General features: G+C 40.0%; 26 protein-coding genes. All 26 read left to right on the top strand.

Going from position 1 to position 23,410, the window contains the following annotated elements:
• Nucleotides 1–887: tRNA guanosine(34) transglycosylase Tgt (gene tgt / locus RWM06_RS05995; RefSeq protein ID WP_313970463.1), on the top strand; the 887-nt coding region annotated here is incomplete at its 5' end.
• Nucleotides 888–987: 100 nt separating this feature from the next.
• Nucleotides 988–2,805, top strand: coding sequence for an acyltransferase family protein (locus RWM06_RS06000; RefSeq protein WP_313970464.1), 1,818 nt, complete (start codon nt 988–990; stop codon nt 2,803–2,805).
• A gap of 151 nt (nt 2,806–2,956) precedes the next feature.
• Nucleotides 2,957–4,108: an N-acetylglucosamine-6-phosphate deacetylase gene (gene nagA, locus RWM06_RS06005; protein ID WP_001134550.1), complete on the top strand. Its 1,152-nt coding sequence runs from the start codon at nt 2,957–2,959 to the stop codon at nt 4,106–4,108.
• Nucleotides 4,109–4,270: 162 nt separating this feature from the next.
• On the top strand, nt 4,271–5,329 hold the full coding sequence (locus RWM06_RS06010) for a zinc-dependent alcohol dehydrogenase family protein (protein WP_313970465.1): 1,059 nt from the start codon (nt 4,271–4,273) through the stop codon (nt 5,327–5,329).
• Between the two features lie 152 nt (nt 5,330–5,481).
• Nucleotides 5,482–5,847 carry a DUF1033 family protein gene (locus RWM06_RS06015; RefSeq protein ID WP_000286409.1) on the top strand — a complete coding sequence of 122 codons (366 nt, stop codon included), beginning with the start codon at nt 5,482–5,484 and terminating at the stop codon, nt 5,845–5,847.
• 76 nt (nt 5,848–5,923) lie between these two features.
• Nucleotides 5,924–6,865 carry a competence type IV pilus ATPase ComGA gene (comGA, locus tag RWM06_RS06020; protein WP_313970466.1) on the top strand — a complete coding sequence of 314 codons (942 nt, stop codon included), beginning with the start codon at nt 5,924–5,926 and terminating at the stop codon, nt 6,863–6,865.
• On the top strand, nt 6,813–7,829 hold the full coding sequence (gene comGB / locus RWM06_RS06025) for a competence type IV pilus assembly protein ComGB (RefSeq protein ID WP_313970490.1): 1,017 nt from the start codon (nt 6,813–6,815) through the stop codon (nt 7,827–7,829). The genes comGA and comGB overlap by 53 nt, the downstream gene beginning before the upstream one ends.
• Nucleotide 7,830: 1 nt before the next feature.
• The gene (gene comGC / locus RWM06_RS06030; protein WP_313970467.1) at nt 7,831–8,157 is read left to right on the top strand and encodes a comG operon protein ComGC; all 327 of its coding nucleotides are present in this window, start codon (nt 7,831–7,833) and stop codon (nt 8,155–8,157) included.
• A complete protein-coding gene (comGD, locus tag RWM06_RS06035; protein WP_313970468.1) occupies nt 8,150–8,554 on the top strand; it encodes a competence type IV pilus minor pilin ComGD in 405 nt (134 codons plus the stop codon). The genes comGC and comGD overlap by 8 nt, the downstream gene beginning before the upstream one ends.
• Complete coding sequence (gene comGE / locus RWM06_RS06040; RefSeq protein WP_000413380.1) at nt 8,517–8,819, top strand: competence type IV pilus minor pilin ComGE; 303 nt, start codon at nt 8,517–8,519, stop codon at nt 8,817–8,819. The genes comGD and comGE overlap by 38 nt, the downstream gene beginning before the upstream one ends.
• Nucleotides 8,782–9,243: a competence type IV pilus minor pilin ComGF gene (gene comGF, locus RWM06_RS06045; protein WP_313970469.1), complete on the top strand. Its 462-nt coding sequence runs from the start codon at nt 8,782–8,784 to the stop codon at nt 9,241–9,243. The genes comGE and comGF overlap by 38 nt, the downstream gene beginning before the upstream one ends.
• Nucleotides 9,221–9,634, top strand: coding sequence for a competence type IV pilus minor pilin ComGG (gene comGG / locus RWM06_RS06050; protein ID WP_313970470.1), 414 nt, complete (start codon nt 9,221–9,223; stop codon nt 9,632–9,634). Before comGF ends, comGG begins: the two co-directional genes overlap by 23 nt.
• A gap of 32 nt (nt 9,635–9,666) precedes the next feature.
• Entirely contained in the window at nt 9,667–10,254 is a 588-nt protein-coding gene (locus RWM06_RS06055; protein ID WP_313970471.1) for a class I SAM-dependent methyltransferase, read from the top strand.
• Between the two features lie 60 nt (nt 10,255–10,314).
• The gene (locus RWM06_RS06060; RefSeq protein ID WP_313970472.1) at nt 10,315–11,268 is read left to right on the top strand and encodes a class I SAM-dependent methyltransferase; all 954 of its coding nucleotides are present in this window, start codon (nt 10,315–10,317) and stop codon (nt 11,266–11,268) included.
• 49 nt (nt 11,269–11,317) lie between these two features.
• Nucleotides 11,318–12,508: an acetate kinase gene (locus RWM06_RS06065; protein WP_313970473.1), complete on the top strand. Its 1,191-nt coding sequence runs from the start codon at nt 11,318–11,320 to the stop codon at nt 12,506–12,508.
• Between the two features lie 294 nt (nt 12,509–12,802).
• On the top strand, nt 12,803–13,258 hold the full coding sequence (locus tag RWM06_RS06070; protein WP_313970474.1) for a hypothetical protein: 456 nt from the start codon (nt 12,803–12,805) through the stop codon (nt 13,256–13,258).
• Between the two features lie 152 nt (nt 13,259–13,410).
• Nucleotides 13,411–13,809, top strand: a complete 399-nt coding sequence (locus tag RWM06_RS06075) for a hypothetical protein (protein ID WP_102211278.1) — start codon at nt 13,411–13,413, stop codon at nt 13,807–13,809.
• A gap of 324 nt (nt 13,810–14,133) precedes the next feature.
• On the top strand, nt 14,134–14,505 hold the full coding sequence (gene rnpA / locus RWM06_RS06080) for a ribonuclease P protein component (protein WP_313970475.1): 372 nt from the start codon (nt 14,134–14,136) through the stop codon (nt 14,503–14,505).
• A complete protein-coding gene (locus RWM06_RS06085) occupies nt 14,480–15,304 on the top strand; it encodes a membrane protein insertase YidC (protein WP_313970476.1) in 825 nt (274 codons plus the stop codon). Before rnpA ends, RWM06_RS06085 begins: the two co-directional genes overlap by 26 nt.
• A gap of 17 nt (nt 15,305–15,321) precedes the next feature.
• Nucleotides 15,322–16,308, top strand: coding sequence for an RNA-binding cell elongation regulator Jag/EloR (gene jag, locus RWM06_RS06090; protein ID WP_313970477.1), 987 nt, complete (start codon nt 15,322–15,324; stop codon nt 16,306–16,308).
• 50 nt (nt 16,309–16,358) lie between these two features.
• A complete protein-coding gene (locus RWM06_RS06095; RefSeq protein ID WP_313970478.1) occupies nt 16,359–16,982 on the top strand; it encodes an HI_0552 family protein in 624 nt (207 codons plus the stop codon).
• A 116-nt stretch (nt 16,983–17,098) separates the two neighbouring features.
• Complete coding sequence (gene tkt / locus RWM06_RS06100; protein ID WP_313970479.1) at nt 17,099–19,075, top strand: transketolase; 1,977 nt, start codon at nt 17,099–17,101, stop codon at nt 19,073–19,075.
• 117 nt (nt 19,076–19,192) lie between these two features.
• Nucleotides 19,193–19,492 (top strand): preprotein translocase subunit YajC, encoded by a 300-nt coding sequence (yajC, locus tag RWM06_RS06105; RefSeq protein WP_313970480.1) that lies wholly within the window; start codon nt 19,193–19,195, stop codon nt 19,490–19,492.
• Between the two features lie 46 nt (nt 19,493–19,538).
• A complete protein-coding gene (locus tag RWM06_RS06110) occupies nt 19,539–19,982 on the top strand; it encodes a low molecular weight protein-tyrosine-phosphatase (RefSeq protein WP_313970481.1) in 444 nt (147 codons plus the stop codon).
• Nucleotides 19,969–20,379, top strand: coding sequence for an MORN repeat-containing protein (locus RWM06_RS06115; protein WP_313970482.1), 411 nt, complete (start codon nt 19,969–19,971; stop codon nt 20,377–20,379). Before RWM06_RS06110 ends, RWM06_RS06115 begins: the two co-directional genes overlap by 14 nt.
• A 298-nt stretch (nt 20,380–20,677) precedes the next feature.
• Entirely contained in the window at nt 20,678–23,329 is a 2,652-nt protein-coding gene (adhE, locus tag RWM06_RS06120; RefSeq protein ID WP_313970483.1) for a bifunctional acetaldehyde-CoA/alcohol dehydrogenase, read from the top strand.
• The last annotated feature ends 81 nt before the right edge of the window (nt 23,330–23,410 follow it).

Here is a 23,410-nt window from a genome sequence, read left to right on the forward strand (position 1 = left end):
TCATGAATTGGGACCAGCCTATCTTGACAGATAGTGGTGGTTTCCAGGTTTATTCTCTAGCAGATAGCCGCAATATCACAGAAGAAGGGGTAACTTTTAAAAACCACCTCAATGGTTCAAAGATGTTTCTATCACCAGAAAAAGCTATCTCTATTCAGAACAATCTGGGCTCAGACATCATGATGTCCTTTGACGAATGTCCCCAGTTTTATCAACCTTACGACTACGTTAAGAAATCAATCGAGCGTACCAGCCGTTGGGCTGAGCGTGGTTTGAAGGCTCATCGTCGTCCACATGACCAAGGATTATTTGGGATTGTGCAGGGAGCAGGATTTGAAGACTTGCGTCGCCAATCAGCGAATGACCTTGTCAGTATGGATTTCCCAGGCTACTCGATCGGTGGCTTGGCAGTGGGTGAGACTCATGAAGAGATGAACGCAGTTTTAGACTTCACCACTCAACTCCTTCCTGAAAATAAACCTCGCTACCTGATGGGAGTGGGGGCACCAGATAGCTTAATTGATGGGGTTATTCGTGGGGTGGATATGTTTGACTGTGTTTTACCTACTCGTATCGCTCGTAATGGAACTTGTATGACTAGTCAAGGAAGATTAGTTGTTAAAAATGCTCAGTTTGCAGAGGACTTTACGCCACTGGATCCTGAATGTGATTGCTACACATGTAAGAACTATACACGTGCTTATCTTCGTCACCTACTCAAGGCTGATGAAACCTTCGGGATCCGCTTGACTAGCTACCACAATCTTTACTTCTTGCTTAACCTGATGAAGCAAGTGCGACAAGCCATTATGGATGACAATCTTTTGGAATTCCGTGAGTATTTTGTTGAAAAATATGGCTATAATAAGTCAGGACGTAATTTCTAAAATGGAATTGATATAAGCTAAAAATCCTAAGTTTTCTCTTGGGATTTTTCTTCTTTTTTTGATAGAATAAAGTGTACAATGAAAGGGAGAATAAACTCGTATGCGCATTAAATGGTTTTCCTTGATTAGAATTACAGGTTTACTACTGGTACTCTTGTATCATTTCTTTCAGACCATCTTTCCTGGAGGATTTTTCGGGGTAGATGTCTTTTTCACATTTTCAGGATTTCTGATTACGGCTCTACTCATCGAAGAATTTTCTAAAAACCATGAGATTGATTTGATTGGATTTTTTAGAAGACGCTTTTATCGGATTGTGCCACCTGTGGTTTTGATGGTCTTGGTAACCATGCCCTTTACCTTCCTAGTTCGGCAAGATTATGTGGCTGGAATTGGCGGTCAGATTGCGGGTGTCTTAGGCTTTATGACCAACTTCTATGAACTCCTAACAGGTGGGAGTTATGAATCTCAGTTCATTTCTCATTTGTTTGTTCATAATTGGAGCTTGGCTGTTGAGGTTCACTACTATATTCTTTGGGGATTGGCAGTTTGGTTCTTATCCAAACAGGCTAAATCAAATGGTCAGTTGAGGGGAATGGTCTTTCTCTTGTCTGTTGCTGCCTTCTTGATTAGCTTCTTCTCCATGTTTATTGGTAGTTTTCTAGTGACCTCTTATTCCTCTGTTTACTTCTCCAGTTTAACTCATGTCTATCCATTCTTTTTGGGAAGTGTCCTAGCAACGATTGTAGGTGTTCGTCAGACAACTTCTTTAGTTAAGCAGTTGGATAAAATCTGGGATTTACGAAAGACCCTTTTAGTTTTTGGAGGAGGTTTTGGCTTCTTACTCATTTTGACCTTCTTTGTCAAATTTACCTATCTCTTTGCCTATCTTATAGGCTTCTTGCTTGCCAGTCTTGCAGCTCTTGCTATGATTCTGGCGGCGCGTGTCTTACATGAAAAGACTCCTAATATGCAGGAACCAAAGATTATCAGTTTTTTAGCAGATACTAGCTATGCGGTTTATCTCTTCCATTGGCCTTTCTATATCATATTCTCACAGTTGACATCAAATCTTCTTGCTGTATTATTAACTTTGATTTTTTCTTATGGATTTGCCAGTCTTTCATTTTATGTATTGGAACCTTGGATTGCAGGCAAGAACACACCTGTTTTACAAACTCTTCGTCCCTTGCCTTATATTCACGCAATTCTTGCAACAAGTACAGGAATTTTGGCCTTCATTGTCTTCTTGGTGACTTTCTTGGCACCACAAGTGGGAGCGTTTGAGACAGATTTGACTGTCAATGGTTTGAAGCAAGCTACAACAAATATTGGCCAGACCAAGGTGATGGCAGAACGAGCAGAAGCTGATAGTTTAGGAATTGCTGATGGCACTATGTTAATTGGTGACTCGGTGGCTTTAAGGGCAAATACAGCCCTGCAGACAGCCCTTCCTGGAGCACAGATTAACGCACAAGTCAGCAGAACAACCAAGACTGCCAATGAAATCATGCTAAATAATAGCCAGAATAAATTTCTACCAAAGATGGTGGTTATTGCAACTGGGGTAAATAATCCTGAAAATTACAAGGAAGATTGGGATAGTATCGTGAAAAATCTTCCTAAGGGACACCATATGGTTTTGGTGACTCCTTATGAGGGAGATAAGACAAAAGAGACCTATGCCATCGTTGAGAAGGCTGCTGCCTACATGAGAGAATTGGCAGAGAAGACTCCTTACATCACGATAGCAGATTGGAATCAAGTTGCTAAGGAACATCCAGAAATTTGGACTGGAACAGACCAAGTCCATTTCGGAAGTGATAATAGTAAAATTGAAGCCGGAGCAAAATTGTATGCAGATACTATTGCTACAGCCTTGCAAGCAGCTCAAGACAAGCCAGTCAAATCAAAATAATGTATAATGAGAAGAAAAGAGTTGGAGAAATCCAGCTCTTTTAAAATATCTCTAGAAAATAGGTCTATACCATTTACAAATGAATCAGAAAAGTTTATAATGTAATTGACATAATAAATATCAAAAGTAATCTTTTAAGGAGGTCATTATTATGCCTAATTACGTTAAAGCGGATCAGTTTTTCTATCCATTTGGCATTCGTCGCGGTGGGTACTTAGAACTTGTTGATGGCAAATTTGGGAAACATGTGGATCAAATTCCTGAAGGAGCAGAGGTTCTTGACTATACTGGTTATAGCATTGCACCAGGTCTTGTGGATACTCATATTCATGGATATGCAGGTGTAGATGTGATGGACAACAACATTGAAGGTACATTGCATACTATGAGTGAAGGACTTCTTAGTACCGGTGTTACCAGTTTCTTGCCCACAACTTTAACAGCCACTTATGAGCAATTGCTTGCAGTCACTGAAAATCTTGGAAACCATTATAAAGAAGCAACAGGTGCTAAGATTCGTGGGATTTATTATGAAGGTCCATATTTCACAGAAACTTTTAAGGGGGCACAAAATCCAACTTATATGAGAGACCCGGGTGTTGAGGAGTTTCATTCTTGGCAGGATGCTGCAAAAGGGATGCTAAATAAAATCGCTATTGCACCAGAACGTGATGGGGTGGAAGATTTTGTACGTACGATTACAGGTGAAGGTGTGACAGTTGCACTTGGACACTCAGATGCGACATTTGAACAAGCTAAGAAGGCAGTTGATGCTGGAGCTAGTGTATGGGTACATGCCTATAATGGGATGCGTGGTTTAACACACCGCGAACTCGGTATGGTAGGAGCTATGTATGAGCTCCCACATACTTACGCAGAATTGATTTGTGATGGTTATCATGTAGATCCAAAAGCTTGTGAGATTTTACTTAAGCAAAAGGGGACAGAAAACATCGCTCTTATTACGGACTGTATGACAGCTGGTGGGCTTGAAGACGGTGACTATATGTTGGGAGAATTCCCTGTTGTAGTAGCAAATGGAACTGCACGTCTCAAATCTACTGGTAATTTGGCAGGTTCTATCCTCAAACTTAAAGATGGTATGAGAAATGTAGTCGAGTGGGGTATTGCAAATCCACACGAAGCGGTCATGATGGCTAGCCTTAACCCAGCAAAATCTGTTAATATTGACGATGTCTGTGGACAAATTCGTGAAGGTTATGACGCGGACTTTATCGTACTAGATAAAGATTTGGAATTGGTAGCAACCTATCTAGATGGTGTGAAACGTTATCAAGCATAAGATAGAAAGCAGGAGTTAGAGACTAGCTTCTGCTTTTTTATCTATATTTCTTTACCAGTAAATAAAAAAGTTAAAAAAATCACAAAAAAGCTTGAAGGAGAAAATGAAAAGGCTTACAATTATATTATAAATAGTACAAATAAAAAAACGGAGGAATGCTTTATGAAAGCCTATACTTATGTTAAACCAGGACTTGCTTCTTTTGTTGACGTTGACAAACCAGTTATTCGCAAGCCAACAGACGCTATTGTGCGTATCGTAAAAACCACTATTTGTGGAACAGACCTCCATATTATCAAAGGGGATGTTCCTGCTTGCCAAAGTGGTACCATTCTTGGTCACGAAGGGATTGGGATTGTTGAAGAAGTTGGAGAAGGAGTTTCTAACTTCAAAAAAGGCGACAAGGTCTTGATTTCTTGTGTCTGTGCCTGTGGTAAATGTTACTACTGTAAAAAAGGAATCTATGCCCACTGTGAAGACGAAGGGGGCTGGATTTTTGGTCACTTGATTGATGGTACGCAGGCTGAGTACCTACGTGTTCCTCATGCGGACAATACTCTATATCATACACCAGAATCTTTATCAGATGAAGCTCTTGTTATGTTGTCAGATATTTTACCAACTGGCTATGAAATTGGTGTTTTAAAAGGGAAAGTAGAACCAGGTTGTAGCGTTGCGATTATTGGTTCAGGACCAGTTGGATTGGCAGCCCTTTTGACAGCTCAATTCTTCTCACCAGCTAAATTGATTATGGTGGATCTAGATGATAACCGCTTGGAAACTGCTTTATCATTCGGTGCAACTCATAAGGTTAATTCTTCAAACCCTGAAAAAGCCATTAAAGAAATTTATGATTTGACAGATGGCCGTGGTGTAGATGTTGCGATCGAAGCTGTTGGTATTCCTGCAACCTTTGATTTCTGTCAAAAGATTATCGGTGTAGACGGAACAGTAGCTAACTGTGGTGTACACGGTAAACCAGTTGAGTTTGAGTTGGATAGACTTTGGATTCGCAATATCAATATCACTACAGGTTTAGTATCTACAAATACAACACCTCAGTTGTTGAAAGCTCTTGAAACTCATAAGATTGAACCAGAAAAATTGGTAACTCATTATTTCAAACTAAGTGAAATTGAAAAAGCCTATGAAGTCTTCAGTAAGGCAGCAGAGCACCATGCAATCAAAGTCATTATCGAAAACGATATTTCTGAAGCTTAAGAAATAGAAAGACTTTAATCATATAAGCAAATAGAAATTCAGTCATTTATCAGATGGCTGAATTTTTTATCTGAAAAATAAGAAATGAGCATATTTCTTTTCTTGTTTAATGGAATTAGTTATAATATACGATACAAAGGAATTGAATGAATATGTATCGTGTTATAGAAATGTATGGAGATTTTGAACCGTGGTGGTTCTTAGAAGGTTGGGAAGAAGATATTGTAGCTAGTAAGAAATTTGACCAGTATTATGATGCTCTCAAATACTACAAAACTTGCTGGTTTAGATTGGAACAGGAATCTCCTCTTTATAAAAGCAGAAGTGATTTGATGACCATTTTTTGGGATCCAGAAGACCAACGCTGGTGTGATGAATGTGACGAGTATTTACAACAATACCATTCTTTGGCTCTTTTGCAGGATGAGCAGGTTATCCCAGATGAAAAACTACGCCCAGGTTATGAAAAACAAACAGGTCAAGAAAGGCACCGTTCTTGCCGTATGAAATTAAAATAGAGAAAAAGTAACTTTTTTGGAGTTGCTTTTTTTATTTTTCCAACTCTTTGCGAATAGTATAGGTGAGGAGGTAAGTATGGTTCAAGAAATTGCACAAGAAATCATTCGTTCAGCTCGGAAAAAAGGGGCGCAAGACATTTATTTTGTCCCCAAGTTAGACGCCTATGAGCTTCATATGAGGGTAGGAGACGAGCGCTGTAAAATCGGTTGTTATGATTTTGAAAAGTTTGCGGCCGTTATCAGTCACTTCAAGTTTGTGGCGGGTATGAATGTTGGAGAAAAGCGACGTAGTCAACTTGGTTCCTGTGATTATGCCTATGACCAGAAGATGGCGTCCTTACGTTTATCTACTGTAGGCGACTATCGAGGGCATGAGAGTTTAGTTATTCGCTTGTTGCATGATGAGGAGCAGGATTTGCATTTTTGGTTTCAGGATATTGAAGAACTGGGTAAGCAGTACAGGCAAAGGGGCCTCTACCTTTTTGCAGGTCCAGTCGGAAGTGGCAAGACAACCCTGATGCACGAATTAGCCAAGTCTCTCTTTAAAGGACAGCAAGTTATGTCCATCGAAGATCCTGTCGAAATCAAGCAGGAGGACATGCTCCAGTTGCAGTTGAATGAGGCGATTGGGCTTACCTATGAAAATCTGATTAAACTTTCCTTACGTCATCGGCCAGATCTCCTGATTATCGGAGAAATTCGGGACAGTGAGACGGCGCGTGCAGTAGTCAGAGCTAGTTTGACAGGGGCGACAGTCTTTTCAACCATTCATGCCAAGAGTATTCGAGGTGTTTATGAGCGCCTGTTGGAGTTGGGTGTGAGTGAGGAGGAATTGGCAGTCGTTCTGCAGGGAGTCTGCTATCAGAGATTAATCGGGGGAGGAGGAATCGTTGACTTTGCAAACAAAGACTATCAAGAACACCAGCCAACTAGCTGGAATGAACAGATTGACCAGCTTCTTAAAGATGGACATATCACAAGTCTTCAGGCTGAAACGGAAAAAATTAGCTACAGCTAAGCAAAAAAATATCATCACCTTGTTTAACAATCTCTTTTCCAGCGGTTTTCATCTGGTGGAGACCATCTCTTTTTTAGATAGGAGTGCTTTGTTGGACAAGCAGTGTGTGACCCAGATGCGCACAGGTTTGTCTCAGGGCAAATCATTTTCAGAAATAATGGACAGTTTGGGCTTTTCAAGTGCCATTGTCACCCAGTTATCCCTAGCAGAAGTCCATGGGAATCTCCACCTGAGTTTGGGAAAGATAGAAGAATATCTGGACAATCTGGCCAAGGTCAAGAAAAAGTTAATTGAAGTAGCGACTTATCCCTTGATTTTACTGGGTTTTCTTCTCTTAATCATGCTGGGGCTACGGAACTACCTGCTACCACAACTGGATAGTAGCAATATTGCAACCCAAATTATCGGCAATCTGCCACAAATCTTTCTCGGCATGGTAGGGTTTGTTTCAGTAGGTGTCCTTTTAGCACTAACTTTTTATAAAAGAAGTTCAAAGATGCGCGTTTTTTCTATCCTAGCACGCATTCCTTTTCTTGGAATCTTTGTGCAGACCTATTTGACAGCCTATTATGCGCGTGAATGGGGCAATATGATTTCTCAAGGGATGGAGCTGACGCAGATTTTTCAAATGATGCAGGAACAAGGTTCCCAGCTCTTTAAAGAAATCGGTCAAGATTTGTCTCAAGCCCTGCAAAATGGTCAAGAATTTTCTCAGACGATAGGAACCTATCCTTTCTTTAAGAAAGAGTTGAGTCTCATCATCGAGTATGGGGAAGTCAAGTCCAAGCTGGGTAGTGAGTTGGAAATCTATGCTGAAAAAACTTGGGAAGCCTTTTTTACCCGAGTCAACCGCACCATGAATTTGGTGCAGCCACTGGTTTTTATCTTTGTGGCACTGATTATCGTTTTACTTTATGCGGCAATGCTGATGCCCATGTATCAAAATATGGAGGTAAATTTTTAACATGAAAAAAATGATGACATTCTTGAAAAAAGCTAAGGTTAAAGCTTTTACACTTGTGGAGATGTTGGTGGTCTTACTCATTATCAGCGTGCTTCTCTTGCTCTTTGTACCTAATCTGACCAAGCAAAAAGAAGCAGTCAACGACAAAGGAAAAGCTGCTGTTGTTAAGGTGGTGGAAAGCCAGGCAGAGCTTTATAGCTTAGATAAAAATGAAGATGCTAGCCTAAGAAAGTTACAAGCAGATGGACGCATCACGGAAGAACAGGCTAAAGCCTATAAAGAATACCATGATAAAAATGGAGGAGCAAATCGTAAAGTCAATGATTAAGGCCTTTACCATGCTGGAAAGCCTCTTGGTTTTGGGACTGGTGAGTATCCTTGCCTTGGGCTTATCCGACTCTGTTCAGTCCACTTTTGCAGCGGTAGAGGAGCAGATTTTCTTTATGGAGTTTGAAGAACTCTATAGGGAAACCCAAAAACGCAGTGTAGGCAGTCAACAAAAGACAAGTTTGAGCATAGACGGAAAGACCATTAGCAATGGCAGTCAAAAGTTGACAGTCCCCAAAGGGATTCAGGCACCATCAGGCCAAAGTATTACATTTGATCGAGCTGGGGGCAATTCGTCCCTGGCTAAGGTTGAATTTCAGACTAGTAAAGGAGCGATTCGCTATCAGTTATATCTAGGAAATGGAAAAATTAAACGCATTAAGGAAACAAAAAATTAGGGCAGTGATTTTACTGGAAGCAGTAGTTGCTTTAGCTATCTTTGCCAGCATTGCGACCCTCCTTTTGGGACAAATTCAGAAAAATAGGCAAGAAGAAGCAAAAATCTTGCAAAAGGAAGAAGTCTTGCGTGTAGCTAAGATGGCCTTGCAGACAGGTCAAAATCAGGTAAACATCAATGGAGTTGAGATTCAGGTGTTTTCTAGTGAAAAAGGATTGGAGGTCTACCATGGTTCAGAACAGTTGTTGGCTATCAAAGAGCCATAAGGTCAAGGCTTTCACCTTGTTGGAATCCCTGATTACCCTTATTGTCATCAGTGGAAGCTTACTCCTCTTTCAAGCCATGAGTCAGCTCCTCGTTTCAGAAATTCGCTATCAGCAGCAAAGTGAGCAAAAAGAGTGGCTCTTATTTGTGGACCAGTTGGAGGCAGAATTAGATCGTTCACAGTTTGAAAAAGTGGAGGGCAATCGCCTCTATATGAAGCAGGATGGCAAGGATATTTCTATAGGTAAGTCTAAATCGGATGATTTTCGGAAAACCGATGCCAGTGGACGAGGTTATCAACCTATGGTTTATGGACTCAAATCTGCACAGATTACAGAGGATAATCAACTGGTTCGCTTTCGTTTCCAGTTCCAAAAAGGTTTAGAAAGGGAGTTTATCTATCGTGTGGAAAAAGAAAAAAGTTAAGGCAGGTGTTCTCCTCTATGCAGTCACCATGGCAGCCATCTTTAGTCTTTTGTTACAATTTTACTTGAACCGACAAGTCGCCCACCATCAAGACTATGCTTTGAATAAAGAAAAATTGGTTGCTTTTGCTATGGCCAAACGAACCAAGGATAAAGCTGAGCAAGAAAGTGGGGAACAGGTCTTTAATCTAGGTCAGGTAAGCTATCAAAACAAGAAAACAAGCTTAGTGACAAGGGTTCGTACGCCTAAGAGTCAATATGAGTTTCTGTTTCCTTCCGTCAAAATCAAAGAAGAGAAAACAGAGAAAAAGGAAGAGGTAGTGACTGATTCAAGTAATCAAGCAGAGAAGAAAAAATCAGAAGAGAAGGTTGAAAAGAAAGAGAATTCCTAGCCAATCAAGCTACTTTGTGCTAAACTAAAAATATGAGACATGATTTTAACCACAAAGCAGAAACTTTTGATTCCCCTAAAAATATCTTCCTTGCAAACTTGGTTTGTCAAGCAGTCGAGAAACAGCTTGATCTTCTATCAGACAAAGAAATTTTGGATTTTGGTGGAGGGACGGGGCTATTAGCCTTGCCTCTGGCAAAACAAGCCAAATCTGTAATATTGGTGGATATTTCAGAGAAAATGCTGGAGCAAGCTCGTTTGAAAGCGGAGCGACAAGAAATTAAGAATATCCACTTTTTGGAGCAAGATTTACTAAAAACCCCCTTGGAACAAGAGTTTGATCTCATTGTTGTTTGTCGGGTTCTTCACCATATGCCTGATTTGGATGCGGCTCTCTCACTGTTTCATCAACATTTGAGGGAAGATGGACAACTCCTACTTGCTGATTTTACCAAGACAGAAGCTAACCATCATGGATTTGAATTGCCTGAACTGAAAAACAAGCTAATTGAGCATGGTTTTTCATCTGTGCATAGTCAGATTCTCTATAGCGCTGAAGACCTGTTTCAAGGAAATTACTCAGAACTCTTTTTAACAGTAGCCCAAAAATCACTCGCCTAGTCAGGGAGTGATTTTTCTATAAGGATGGAAAAAAGAAGGGAAATTTGATAAGATAGGAATATGGATTTTGAAAAAATTGAACAAGCTTATACCTATTTACTAGAGAATGTCCAAGTCATCCAAAGTGATTTGGCGACCAACTTTTATGACGCCTTGGTGGAGCAAAACAGCATCTATCTGGATGGTGAGACTGAGCTAGGGCAGGTCAAAGACAACAATCAAGCCCTTAAGCGTTTAGCATTACGCAAAGAAGAATGGCTCAAGACCTACCAGTTTCTCTTGATGAAGGCTGGGCAAACAGAACCCTTGCAGGCCAATCACCAGTTTACACCAGATGCCATTGCCTTACTTTTGGTGTTTATGGTGGAAGAGTTGTTTACAGAGGAGGAAATCACTATCCTCGAAATGGGTTCTGGTATGGGGATTCTGGGCGCAACTTTCTTGACCTCGCTTGATAAAAAGGTAGATTACTTGGGAATGGAAGTGGATGATTTGCTGATTGATTTGGCAGCTAGTATGGCAGATGTAATTGGTTTACAGGCTGGCTTTGTCCAAGGAGATGCCGTTCGTCCACAAATGCTAAAAGAAAGCGATGTGGTCATCAGCGACTTGCCTGTCGGTTATTATCCTGATGATGCCGTTGCGTTGCGACATCAAGTTGCTTCTAGTCAAGAACATACTTACGCCCATCACTTGCTCATGGAACAAGGGCTTAAGTATCTCAAGTCAGACGGATATGCTATTTTTCTAGCTCCGAGTGATTTGCTGACCAGTCCTCAAAGTGATTTGTTGAAAGGGTGGTTGAAAGAGGAGGCAAGTCTGGTTGCTATGATTAGTCTGCCTGAAAATCTCTTTGCTAGTGCCAAACAATCTAAGACTATTTTTATCTTACAGAAGAAAAGTGAAATAGCAGTAGAACCTTTTATTTATCCACTTGCTAGCCTACAAGATGCAAGTGTTTTAATGAAATTTAAAGAAAATTTTCAAAAATGGACTCAAGGTACTGAAATATAAAATAGATTTTGTTATAATAGATGAAAACGCTTAAAAGAGGAGTCTTGTTATGACAAAAACAATTGCAATCAATGCAGGAAGTTCAAGTTTGAAATGGCAATTATACTTAATGCCAGAGGAAAAAGTGTTAGCCAAAGGTTTGATTGAACGTATCGGTTTGAAAGATTCAATTTCAACTGTAAAATTTGACGGCCGTTCTGAACAACAAATTTTGGATATCGAAAATCACACACAAGCTGTTAAAATTTTATTGGATGACTTGATTCGTTTCGATATTATCAAGGCTTATGACGAAATTACAGGTGTTGGACACCGTGTTGTTGCAGGTGGAGAATATTTCAAAGAATCAACAGTTGTTGAGGGAGATGTTTTAGAAAAAATTGAAGAGTTGAGTTTGTTGGCTCCTCTCCACAATCCAGCCAATGCAGCAGGTGTTCGTGCCTTCAAGGAATTGTTGCCAGACATTACGAGCGTAGTTGTTTTTGATACTTCATTCCACACAACTATGCCAGAGAAAGCGTATCGCTACCCTCTACCAACAAAATATTACACAGAAAACAAGGTTCGCAAATACGGTGCCCACGGGACAAGTCACCAGTTTGTGGCAGGAGAAGCTGCAAAACTCTTGGGACGTCCATTAGAAGACTTGAAATTGATTACTTGCCACATCGGTAATGGTGCTTCTATTACAGCTGTTAAGGGTGGTCAATCTGTAGATACTTCAATGGGATTCACTCCACTTGGTGGTGTGATGATGGGAACTCGTACAGGGGATATTGACCCAGCTATCATCCCTTACCTAATGCAATATACAGAGGACTTTAATACGCCGGAGGCTATTAGCCATATTCTCAATCGTGAGTCAGGACTCATGGGAGTTTCAGGCAAGTCTAGTGATATGCGTGATGTGATTGCTGCTAAAAAAGAAGGAGACCATGATGCTACATTAGCATATGAAATCTATATTGACCGTATCCAAAAACATATTGGACAGTACCTTGCAGTCCTAAACGGTGCAGATGCTATTATCTTTACAGCGGGTGTAGGAGAAAATGCAACCGATGTGCGTGAAGATGTTATTTCAGGTATCTCTTGGTTTGGATGTGATGTTGATCCAGAGAAGAACGTCTTTGGCGTGACAGGAGACATCTCAACAGATGCAGCGAAGATTCGTGTCTTGGTTATTCCAACAGATGAAGAATTGGTCATTGCCCGTGATGTTGAGCGCTTGAAAAAATAAGTAAAACTAGAAAAAATATTCCGTACAAGGAGTTGGAAAAGTGATTTTTCCAGCTTCTTTTTTTAAACTTAACTAGCTTTGAAAGGATAGCTGTTGTTGCTTTTGAGAAGAGTTAAAAGTGATAAAAGATAACTTATTTCTAATTTTCGCTTAGAATGACAGGTGTCATCGATTAATATTCTATATTATGTCAATTTTTGTTTGTATCCGCTTACAATTTATGCTATAATAGTACTGTAATAAGTTATAAGAGCTGTTGTATCGTTCTTGATTTATAGTTATGGAGGTAACATCATGGGTACTATTATGGAATTTGCAACAGAAAAACAGATTGAATCATTTCTTACAACTTGTCATATCGAGGGACAAAGAAATTTTCTGATGGCTTTTAAGAAAAAAACATGGCTGAAATCATTTATTGATTTTTTCATTATAGGAGGAGCCTACTATGTTCAGTCGAGTGTGAATCCAAAGATTATGGCATTCACACCTAAGGGGATTTACTTGATGGACATCAGTGATGTAATTGAAAATCGTTTTAATCAAGTCGTTGAGATGCCCTGGAGTCAAGTTGAAGATTTTAGTTGTGACACCGTCTTGAACACAGTTAGAATTAAATGGCACTATCAAAGTGAACAGTACATCTTTTCAGTAGATGTAGGTAATCTCAGTCAACATTTAGGACAGTATCAATTTAACAAACAACATTATGACTATTTAGCACAACACGATTTCTTTCAGAAAGAGTGAATGACATGAAAAAGATAATTACAAAATGTATTGTTATTGCTACGACTTTGCTTATTATGGTACCGAGTTTTATAGGGATTGCATAAGCTAACGAAACAAAGGTTCCAAATACAACTGTAGAGTATATTGATGTTGCCGAAGTAGAGAAGGATTTGAAATTCTTATTTACAGAAGCGACGAGTTATGAGAATGACGTTTTTTATGTTAATAAAGAATTATTGACAGAACGCTACGGCACTTTAGCACCGTATATTGCAATGGGCATTGAACGTGTTTATACAGAGCCTAATTTGGTTCAAAATTTGCAAGCATCTTTACAAGATAGAGATTTTGTTTCATGTATGCGTGATGAGTTGATTGGTATGATTCCAGGTATGGAACTTGTTGATTTAATGAGAGGGGACATTATCAGTTATATTCAAGGTCAAATGTGGGGCAAAGCTGCTTCATATATAGCAATGAAACTTGCTAAATTTGGCATGAAGAGCAACGTTGCAGGAATCGTTGCACAATTAGGAATCTCTGCTGGAAAATGTGCTATTTGGGGTTAGTTATGCTTAAATACTTGTAATTAAGAATGTTAAAATGATAGTTCTGTCTTTAATGAATGTGATAAAGTGGTTGGAAAATAAATTTCTAACCACTTTATCGTTTTTAGTGTTTACAGGGGAAATGGCTTCAAATTTTTAAAGTTTTAAGTATAGACTGTTACGGGAACAGCAGACATTGTGACAATAAGAAAGAGAATGAAAGCACGACGAAAAGGATTAAAAAATAAAAAAGAGAATATTGGTAGAACTGTCCAAACCTTGCTATGATTGGCTTTTTTGAAAAATATGGTATAATAGTAGTAATTTAATAGATGGAGTTGAGTTTTGAAGAAAAACTTTCGTGTAAAAAGAGAGAAAGATTTTAAGGCAATTTTCAAGGAGGGGACAAGTTTTGCCAATCGCAAATTTGTTATCTACCAATTAGACAACCAAAAAAAACATTTTCGAGTAGGTCTATCAGTTAGCAAAAAGCTGGGGAATGCAGTCACTAGAAATCAAATCAAGCGACGAATCCGACATATTATCCAGAATGTAAAAGGGAGTCTGGAAGAAAATGTTGATTTTGTTGTCATTGCTCGAAAAGGGGTTGAAACCTTGGGATACGCAGAGATGGAGAAAAATCTACTCCACGTATTAAAGTTATCAAAGATTTACCAGGAAGGAAATGGGAGTGAAAAAGAAACTACAGTTGACTAGTTTGCTAGGACTGTCTCTATTGATCATGACAGCCTGTGCAACAAATGGGACAACTAGCGATATTACAGCCGATTCGGCTGATTTTTGGAGTAAATTTGTTTACTTCTTTGCGGAAATCATTCGCTTTTTATCGTTTGATATCAGTATCGGAGTGGGGATTATTCTCTTTACGGTCTTGATTCGTACACTGCTTTTGCCAGTCTTTCAGGTGCAAATAGTGGCTTCTAGAAAAATACAGGAAGCTCAACCACGCATTAAGGCGCTACGAGAACAATATCCAGGCAGAGATATGGAAAGCAGAACCAAGCTAGAGCAGGAAATGCGTAAAGTCTTTAAAGAAATGGGTGTCAGACATTCAGATTCTCTTTGGCCGATTTTGATTCAGATGCCGGTTATTTTGGCCTTGTTCCAAGCTCTATCAAGAGTTGACTTTTTAAAGACAGGTCATTTCTTATGGATTAACCTTGGTGGTGTGGATACAACCCTTGTTCTTCCGATTTTAGCAGCAGTATTCACCTTTTTAAGTACTTGGCTGTCCAATAAAGCCTTGGCTGAACGTAATGGCGCTACGACTGCGATGATGTATGGGATTCCAGTCTTAATCTTTGTCTTTGGGGTCTATGCTCCGAGTGGAGTAGCGCTCTACTGGGCAGTGTCCAATGCCTATCAAGTCTTGCAAACCTATTTCTTGAACAATCCATTCAAGATTATTGCAGAACGCGAGGCTGTAGTACAGGCACAGAAAGATTTGGAAAATAGAAAAAGAAAAGCCAAGAAAAAGGCTCAGAAAACGAAATAATAAGGAGGAATCTGGTAATGGTAGTATTTACAGGTTCAACTGTTGAAGAAGCAATCCAGAAAGGATTGAAAGAATTAGATATCCCAAGATTGAAGGCTCACATCAAAGTCATTTCTCGTGAAAAAAATGGCTTTCTTGGTTTATTTGGTAAAAAACCAGCTCAGGTTGACATTGAAGCTATCAGTGAAACAACTGTCATTAAAGCAAATCAGCAGGCGGTAAAGGGTGTTCCTAAAGAAATTAATGAACAAAATGAACCAGTTAAAACAGTCAGTGAAGCGACCGTTGATTTGGGGCATGTTGTAGAAGCAATTAAAAAGATTGAAGAAGAAGGCCAAGGGGTTTCTGATGAAGTCAAGGCTGAAATATTGAAAAATGAAAAACATGCCAGCACCATCTTAGAAGAAACTGGGCATATTGAGATTTTAAATGAATTACAGCTTGAAGAAGCTGGTCTCGAAGAAGTAGAAATTCCCACTGTTGAGAGTCAAACTGAACAAACTGAAAGTCAAGAATTAGAAGATTTGGGCTTAAAGGTGGAACCGAGCTTTGATATTGAACAAGTAGCTATGGAAGTAACGACTTATGTTCAAACGATTATTGATGATATGGACGTTGAGGCGACGATTTCAAATGATTACAACCGTCGTAGTATCAATCTACAAATTGATACCAATGAGCCAGGTCGTATTATCGGTTACCATGGTAAAGTCTTGAAGGCCTTGCAACTGTTGGCTCAAAATTATCTTTATAACCGCTATTCAAGAACCTTCTACATTACTATTAATGTCAATGATTATGTTGAACATCGTGCAGAAGTCTTGCAGACCTATGCGCAAAAATTGGCGACTCGTGTTTTAGAAGAAGGTCGCAGCCGACAAACAGATCCAATGTCAAATAGCGAACGCAAGATTATCCATCGCATTATTTCACGTATGGATGGCGTGACGAGTTACTCTGAGGGTGATGAGCCAAATCGCTATGTTGTTGTAGATACAGAATAAGTAAAATCAGGTTTACCCTGATTTTTTGCTAGCTAGAGGAGATTAAACTAATGTTGAATAAGATAAGAGACTATCTGAACTTTGCTGGTTTACAGTACCGTAATCCTGATAAAGCGGGAGCAGAGCGAGAGAAGATGCTGGCATTCCGCCACAAAGGCCAAGAGACTCGAAAGGCTTTTACAGAATTGGCTAAAGCCTTTCAGGCAAATCATCCAGAATGGCAACTCCAACAAATTAGTCAGTGGATGAATCAGGCCCAGCGTTTGCGACCACATTTTTGGGTTTATCTACAGAGAGACGGACAAGTAACAGAACCTATGATGGCCTTACGTTTATATGGAAGTCCTTCTGATTTTGGAGTCTCACTAGAAGTCAGTTTCATTGAGCGTAAGAAGGATGAGCAAACTCTAGGCAAGCAGGCTAAAGTTTTAGAAATTCCAACTGTTGAAGGTGTTTATTATCTAGTCTACTCTGATGGTCAAAGTCAACGGTGGGAGGCAAACGAAGAAAATCGTCAGGTCTTAGTCGAGAAGGTAGGAAGTCAAGAAATCCGAAAAGTGTTAGTTAAAGCAGATGTTTCTTTTATAGAAAATCAATCATTAGAAGTGATTTTAGAAAAATTAGAAGATGCTTATGAACGCTTACTTCCCTACTATCAGGCGACCAGAGAATAGAAAATAGATGACTTATATAGCGTCGAATTGTTTAATTGCTATTCTATGTATTTTTTCATATAATAGTAAAATAGAATGTGTGATTCACTAATCACCTCAAATAGAAAGGAAATTCTATGTCAAATCTATCTGTTAATGCAATTCGTTTCCTAGGTATTGACGCTATCAACAAAGCCAACTCAGGTCACCCAGGTGTGGTCATGGGAGCAGCTCCGATGGCTTACAGCCTCTTTACAAAACAACTTCGTATCAATCCAGCTCAACCAAACTGGATTAACCGCGACCGCTTTATTCTTTCAGCAGGCCATGGTTCAATGCTCCTTTATGCCCTTCTTCACCTTTCTGGTTTTGAAGATGTCAGCATGGATGAGATTAAGAGCTTCCGTCAATGGGGTTCAAAAACACCTGGTCACCCAGAATTTGGCCATACAGCAGGGATTGATGCTACGACAGGTCCTCTAGGGCAAGGGATTTCAACTGCTACTGGTTTTGCGCAAGCAGAACGTTTCTTGGCAGCCAAATATAACCGCGAAGGCTACAATATCTTTGACCACTATACTTACGTTATCTGTGGAGACGGAGACTTGATGGAAGGTGTTTCAAGTGAGGCGGCTTCATACGCAGGTTTGCAAAAACTAGATAAGTTGGTTGTTCTTTATGATTCAAATGACATCAACTTGGATGGTGAGACAAAGGATTCCTTTACAGAAAGTGTTCGTGACCGTTACAATGCCTATGGTTGGCATACTGCCTTGGTTGAAGATGGAACAGATTTAGAAGCAATCCATGCTGCTATCGAAACAGCTAAAGCTTCAGGCAAACCATCTTTGATTGAAGTGAAGACGGTTATTGGATACGGTTCTCCAAACAAACAAGGAACTAATGCTGTACACGGTGCCCCTCTTGGAGCAGATGAAACTGCAGCAACTCGTCAAGCCCTCGGTTGGGACTACGAACCATTTGAAATCCCAGAACAAGTATATGCTGATTTCAAAGAACATGTTGCAGACCGTGGCGCATCAGCTTATCAAACTTGGACAAAATTAGTTGCTGACTATAAAGAGGCTCATCCAGAACTGGCAGCAGAAGTAGAAGCCATCATCGATGGACGTGATCCAGTTGAAGTGACTCCAGCAGACTTCCCAATCTTAGAAAACGGCTTCTCTCAAGCAACTCGTAACTCGAGTCAGGATGCTTTGAACGTTGTGGCAGCTAAGTTACCAACCTTCTTAGGTGGATCAGCTGATCTAGCTCACTCAAACATGACTTATATCAAGACTGACGGACTTCAAGACGATGCCAATCGCTTGAACCGTAACATTCAGTTTGGTGTTCGTGAATTTGCCATGGGAACGATTTTGAACGGGATGGCTCTTCATGGTGGACTTCGTGTATACGGTGGTACTTTCTTCGTCTTCTCTGACTATGTGAAGGCAGCTGTTCGCTTGTCAGCCTTACAAGGACTTCCTGTGACTTATGTCTTTACGCACGATTCAATCGCAGTCGGGGAAGACGGTCCAACCCACGAACCGGTTGAGCATTTAGCAGGACTTCGTGCTATGCCAAATCTAAATGTTTTCCGTCCAGCAGATGCGCGTGAAACGCAAGCAGCTTGGTACCTTGCAGTGACAAGTGAGAAAACACCAGCAGCCCTTGTCTTGACCCGTCAAAACTTGACTGTCGAAGAGGGAACAGACTTTGGCAAGGTTGCAAAAGGTGCCTATGTTGTCTATGAAAATGCAGCAGACTTTGATACTATCTTGATTGCGACAGGTTCAGAGGTCAATCTTGCTGTCTCAGCTGCCAAAGAATTGGCTAGTCAAGGCGCAAAAGTCCGCGTAGTCAGCATGCCATCTACAGATGTCTTTGATAAACAAGATGCAGCTTACAAGGAAGAAATCCTTCCAAATGCAGTTCGCCGTCGTGTTGCAGTCGAAATGGGTGCAACTCAAAACTGGTACAAATATGTTGGACTAGATGGTGCCGTTCTTGGTATTGATACCTTTGGAGCTTCTGCTCCAGCACCAAAAGTATTGGCAGAATATGGCTTTACTGTAGAAAATCTTGTAAAAGTCGTTCAAAACTTGAAATAATCCTAAAAATCAGGGCGCAAGCTCTGATTTTTTCTTGCTAGAAAAGCAAGGTACAATCTTGTAAAAGTAGCTGAAATTTGATATAGTAGTCCTATGTAAAAGACAAAGGAGAAACTAATGAATCCAAATTATACATTTTTAATCATGCTAGTCCTTATGGTGGGTTTGATGTTCTTTACGCAACGCTCTCAAAAGAAACAAGCGCAAAAACGTATGGAAAGCTTGAATAAACTACAAAAAGGCTATGAAGTTATTACAATCGGTGGACTTTACGGAACGGTCGATGAAGTAGATACGGAAAAGAAAACAATTGTTCTTGATGTAGATGGAGTTTACTTGACTTTTGAACTAGCTGCTATCAAGACCGTATTACCGCTGAAAGAAACTGCTTCACTAGAAGGCGCAATTGAAAAATAAGACGGGATTACGAACTCCCGTTTTTCTATAAAAGAAAGGAAATGGGATGAAAAAACTAGTCTTTGTCTGTTTGGGAAATATTTGCCGTAGCCCTATGGCCGAGTTTGTTATGAAATCAATGACAGTTAATTACGAAATCCAAAGTCGAGCGACGTCCTCTTGGGAACATGGTAATCCGATTCATAAGGGTACTCAAGGGATTTTTCGACAATATGAGATTCCTTATGACAAGAACAAGACATCGCTTCAGATTAGTAAGAAAGATTTTGAAGACTTTGATTATATTATCGGCATGGATGCTTCAAATGTTTCTGACTTACGTCAGATGTGTCCAGGAGGATTGCAAGATAAGATTTACTCATTCGCATCTGAAAGTGTCCCAGATCCTTGGTATACAGGGAATTTTGAGGAGACCTATCAGCGTGTTCAAGAGGGGTGTCAAGCTTGGTTAGAACGTTTAGAAAAGGAGAGTGAAGGTGGAAAATCTTAAGAATTTTTACGACAAGTATCGTGTCTATCTGACTCGTCCACGTTTAGAGCTTTTAGCAGTAGTTACCATTGTTTTCTGTGCTGTACTTGTCTTTTTTCTAAATATTCCTGGAAAAGGTGTCTTAAAACTGGATAATGGAACGATTGTTTATGACGGCAGTCTTGTCCGTGGTAAAATGAATGGCCAAGGCACCATTACCTTCCAAAATGGGGACCAATATACAGGTGGTTTCAACAACGGATCCTTCAACGGAAAAGGTACCTTTCAATCTAAAGAAGGCTGGACCTACGAAGGTGATTTTGTAAATGGCCAGGCTGAAGGAAAAGGAAAACTAACAACAGAACAAGAAGTCGTTTATGAAGGGACTTTTAAACAAGGCGTTTTTCAACAAAAATAAAGCCTCCTTATCAAAGGAGGTATTGTTAGAACTCCAAAGTAAGCGTTTACCTGTAAATCCTTTCCTTTCCACCTCCTCTTACAACCAAGTTTGTGAAATAAAAAAATATTTGAAATAAATTTCACAAACTATGAAGAAAAGACTTGATAAGTAAAGATAATGAGAAACATTTCACAAACAACTAAAAATTCTTTGTGAAATGTTTATGAAACTGTTTACAAAACATAAATAATGCGTTATAATAAACTTGTGAAAAAATTAACAAAGGATTTGATCCTTGAAAGCTATGGAGGAAAATATGGCTGATAAAAAAACTGTGACCCCAGAGGAAAAGAAACTCGTTGCTGAAAAGCATGTCGATGGTTTGGTGCAAAAAGCTCTCGTTGCCCTTGAAGAAATGCGTAAGTTGGATCAAGAGCAAGTCGACTATATTGTAGCCAAAGCGTCAGTAGCAGCTTTGGATGCCCACGGAGAATTGGCTTTACATGCCTTTGAAGAAACAGGACGTGGTGTATTTGAAGATAAAGCGACTAAGAACTTGTTTGCTTGTGAACACGTGGTAAACAACATGCGTCACACTAAAACAGTTGGCGTTATCGAAGAAGACGATGTGACAGGATTGACTCTCATCGCTGAACCAGTTGGTGTTGTTTGTGGTATTACTCCTACAACAAACCCAACATCAACAGCAATCTTTAAATCATTGATTTCATTGAAGACACGTAATCCAATCGTTTTTGCCTTCCACCCATCAGCACAAGAATCATCTGCTCATGCAGCACGTATCGTCCGCGATGCAGCTATCGCAGCTGGTGCTCCTGAAAACTGTGTGCAATGGATTACTGAACCATCTATGGAAGCAACTAGTGCATTGATGAACCACGAAGGCATTGCAACAATCCTTGCAACTGGTGGTAATGCCATGGTTAAGGCGGCTTACTCATGTGGTAAACCAGCTCTTGGGGTAGGTGCAGGAAACGTTCCAGCTTATGTTGAAAAATCAGCAAACATTCGTCAAGCAGCACATGATATCGTCATGTCTAAATCATTTGATAATGGTATGGTCTGTGCATCTGAACAAGCAGTTATCATTGATAAAGAAATTTACGATGAATTTGTAGCAGAGTTCAAATCTTACCACACTTACTTTGTAAACAAAAAAGAAAAAGCTCTTCTTGAAGAATTCTGCTTCGGCGTGAAAGCAAACAGCAAAAACTGTGCTGGTGCAAAATTGAACGCTGACATCGTTGGTAAACCAGCAACTTGGATTGCAGAACAAGCAGGATTTACAGTTCCAGAAGGAACAAACATTCTTGCTGCAGAATGTAAAGAAGTTGGTGAAAATGAGCCATTGACTCGTGAAAAATTGTCACCAATTATCGCAGTTTTGAAATCTGAAAGCCGTGAAGATGGTATTACTAAGGCTCGTCAAATGGTTGAATTTAACGGTCTTGGACACTCAGCAGCTATCCACACAGCTGACGAAGAATTGACTAAAGAATTTGGTAAAGCTGTTAAAGCTATTCGTGTTATCTGTAACTCACCTTCTACTTTCGGTGGTATCGGGGACGTTTACAATGCCTTCTTGCCATCATTGACACTCGGATGTGGTTCTTACGGACGCAACTCAGTTGGGGATAACGTTAGTGCCATTAACCTCTTGAATATCAAAAAAGTCGGAAGACGGAGAAATAACATGCAATGGATGAAACTTCCTTCAAAAACATACTTTGAACGTGATTCAATTCAATACCTTCAAAAATGTCGTGACGTTGAACGTGTCATGATCGTTACTGACCATGCCATGGTAGAGCTTGGTTTCCTTGATCGTATCATCGAACAACTTGATCTTCGTCGCAATAAGGTTGTTTACCAAATCTTTGCTGATGTAGAACCAGATCCAGATATCACAACTGTAAACCGTGGTACTGAGATTATGCGTGCCTTCAAACCAGATACAATCATCGCTCTTGGTGGTGGTTCACCAATGGATGCTGCTAAAGTAATGTGGCTCTTCTACGAGCAACCAGAAGTGGACTTCCGTGACCTTGTTCAAAAATTCATGGATATCCGTAAACGTGCCTTCAAGTTCCCATTGCTTGGTAAGAAGACTAAATTCATCGCAATCCCAACCACATCTGGTACAGGATCTGAAGTAACACCATTTGCCGTTATCTCTGATAAAGCAAACAATCGTAAATACCCAATTGCTGACTACTCATTGACACCAACTGTGGCAATCGTAGACCCTGCCTTGGTATTGACAGTTCCTGGATTTGTTGCTGCGGACACTGGTATGGACGTATTGACTCACGCGACTGAAGCTTACGTATCACAAATGGCTAGCGACTACACTGACGGTTTGGCACTTCAAGCCATCAAGCTTGTATTCGAAAACCTTGAAAGCTCGGTTAAGAATGCAGACTTCCATTCACGTGAGAAAATGCACAACGCTTCAACAATTGCTGGTATGGCCTTTGCTAATGCCTTCCTAGGTATTTCTCACTCAATGGCCCATAAGATTGGTGCGCAATTCCACACAATCCACGGTCGTACTAATGCAATCTTGCTTCCATACGTTATCCGTTATAACGGTACACGTCCAGCTAAGACAGCAACATGGCCTAAGTACAACTACTACCGTGCAGATGAAAAATACCAAGATATCGCACGCATGCTTGGACTTCCAGCTTCTACTCCAGAAGAAGGTGTGGAATCTTACGCAAAAGCTGTCTACGAACTTGGTGAGCGCGTAGGTATCCAAATGAACTTCAAAGCACAAGGAATCGATGAAAAAGAATGGAAAGAACATTCTCGTGAATTGGCCTTCCTTGCTTATGAAGATCAATGTTCACCAGCTAACCCACGTCTTCCAATGGTTGACCACATGCAAGAAATCATCGAAGATGCTTACTATGGTTACAAAGAAAGACCTGGACGTCGTAAATAATTGTTATCAGCCTAGAGGCAGGAATTTCCTGTCTCTTTTTTGTAATTCTATTTGAAAAATGGTATAATCATCGCATATATT

Origin of the sequence: uncultured Streptococcus sp. (assembly GCF_963516575.1) — a bacterium.
Classification (GTDB): domain Bacteria; phylum Bacillota; class Bacilli; order Lactobacillales; family Streptococcaceae; genus Streptococcus.

What these genes read in the sequence shown, in the direction of transcription:
- RWM06_RS06055 (WP_313970471.1), top strand. Translation starts at nt 9,667, where the DNA reads ATGAGACATGATTTTAACCACAAAGCAGAAACTTTTGATTCCCCTAAA.
- RWM06_RS06110 (WP_313970481.1), top strand. Translation starts at nt 19,539, where the DNA reads ATGAAAAAACTAGTCTTTGTCTGTTTGGGAAATATTTGCCGTAGCCCT.
- RWM06_RS06065 (WP_313970473.1), top strand. Translation starts at nt 11,318, where the DNA reads ATGACAAAAACAATTGCAATCAATGCAGGAAGTTCAAGTTTGAAATGG.
- jag (WP_313970477.1), top strand. Translation starts at nt 15,322, where the DNA reads ATGGTAGTATTTACAGGTTCAACTGTTGAAGAAGCAATCCAGAAAGGA.
- RWM06_RS06010 (WP_313970465.1), top strand. Translation starts at nt 4,271, where the DNA reads ATGAAAGCCTATACTTATGTTAAACCAGGACTTGCTTCTTTTGTTGAC.
- adhE (WP_313970483.1), top strand. Translation starts at nt 20,678, where the DNA reads ATGGCTGATAAAAAAACTGTGACCCCAGAGGAAAAGAAACTCGTTGCT.
- tkt (WP_313970479.1), top strand. Translation starts at nt 17,099, where the DNA reads ATGTCAAATCTATCTGTTAATGCAATTCGTTTCCTAGGTATTGACGCT.
- comGB (WP_313970490.1), top strand. Translation starts at nt 6,813, where the DNA reads ATGGACATATCACAAGTCTTCAGGCTGAAACGGAAAAAATTAGCTACA.
- RWM06_RS06070 (WP_313970474.1), top strand. Translation starts at nt 12,803, where the DNA reads ATGGGTACTATTATGGAATTTGCAACAGAAAAACAGATTGAATCATTT.
- comGC (WP_313970467.1), top strand. Translation starts at nt 7,831, where the DNA reads ATGAAAAAAATGATGACATTCTTGAAAAAAGCTAAGGTTAAAGCTTTT.
- nagA (WP_001134550.1), top strand. Translation starts at nt 2,957, where the DNA reads ATGCCTAATTACGTTAAAGCGGATCAGTTTTTCTATCCATTTGGCATT.
- RWM06_RS06000 (WP_313970464.1), top strand. Translation starts at nt 988, where the DNA reads ATGCGCATTAAATGGTTTTCCTTGATTAGAATTACAGGTTTACTACTG.
- comGE (WP_000413380.1), top strand. Translation starts at nt 8,517, where the DNA reads ATGGAAAAATTAAACGCATTAAGGAAACAAAAAATTAGGGCAGTGATT.
- comGA (WP_313970466.1), top strand. Translation starts at nt 5,924, where the DNA reads ATGGTTCAAGAAATTGCACAAGAAATCATTCGTTCAGCTCGGAAAAAA.
- RWM06_RS06015 (WP_000286409.1), top strand. Translation starts at nt 5,482, where the DNA reads ATGTATCGTGTTATAGAAATGTATGGAGATTTTGAACCGTGGTGGTTC.
- RWM06_RS06095 (WP_313970478.1), top strand. Translation starts at nt 16,359, where the DNA reads ATGTTGAATAAGATAAGAGACTATCTGAACTTTGCTGGTTTACAGTAC.
- comGF (WP_313970469.1), top strand. Translation starts at nt 8,782, where the DNA reads ATGGTTCAGAACAGTTGTTGGCTATCAAAGAGCCATAAGGTCAAGGCT.
- comGD (WP_313970468.1), top strand. Translation starts at nt 8,150, where the DNA reads ATGATTAAGGCCTTTACCATGCTGGAAAGCCTCTTGGTTTTGGGACTG.
- RWM06_RS06060 (WP_313970472.1), top strand. Translation starts at nt 10,315, where the DNA reads ATGGATTTTGAAAAAATTGAACAAGCTTATACCTATTTACTAGAGAAT.
- yajC (WP_313970480.1), top strand. Translation starts at nt 19,193, where the DNA reads ATGAATCCAAATTATACATTTTTAATCATGCTAGTCCTTATGGTGGGT.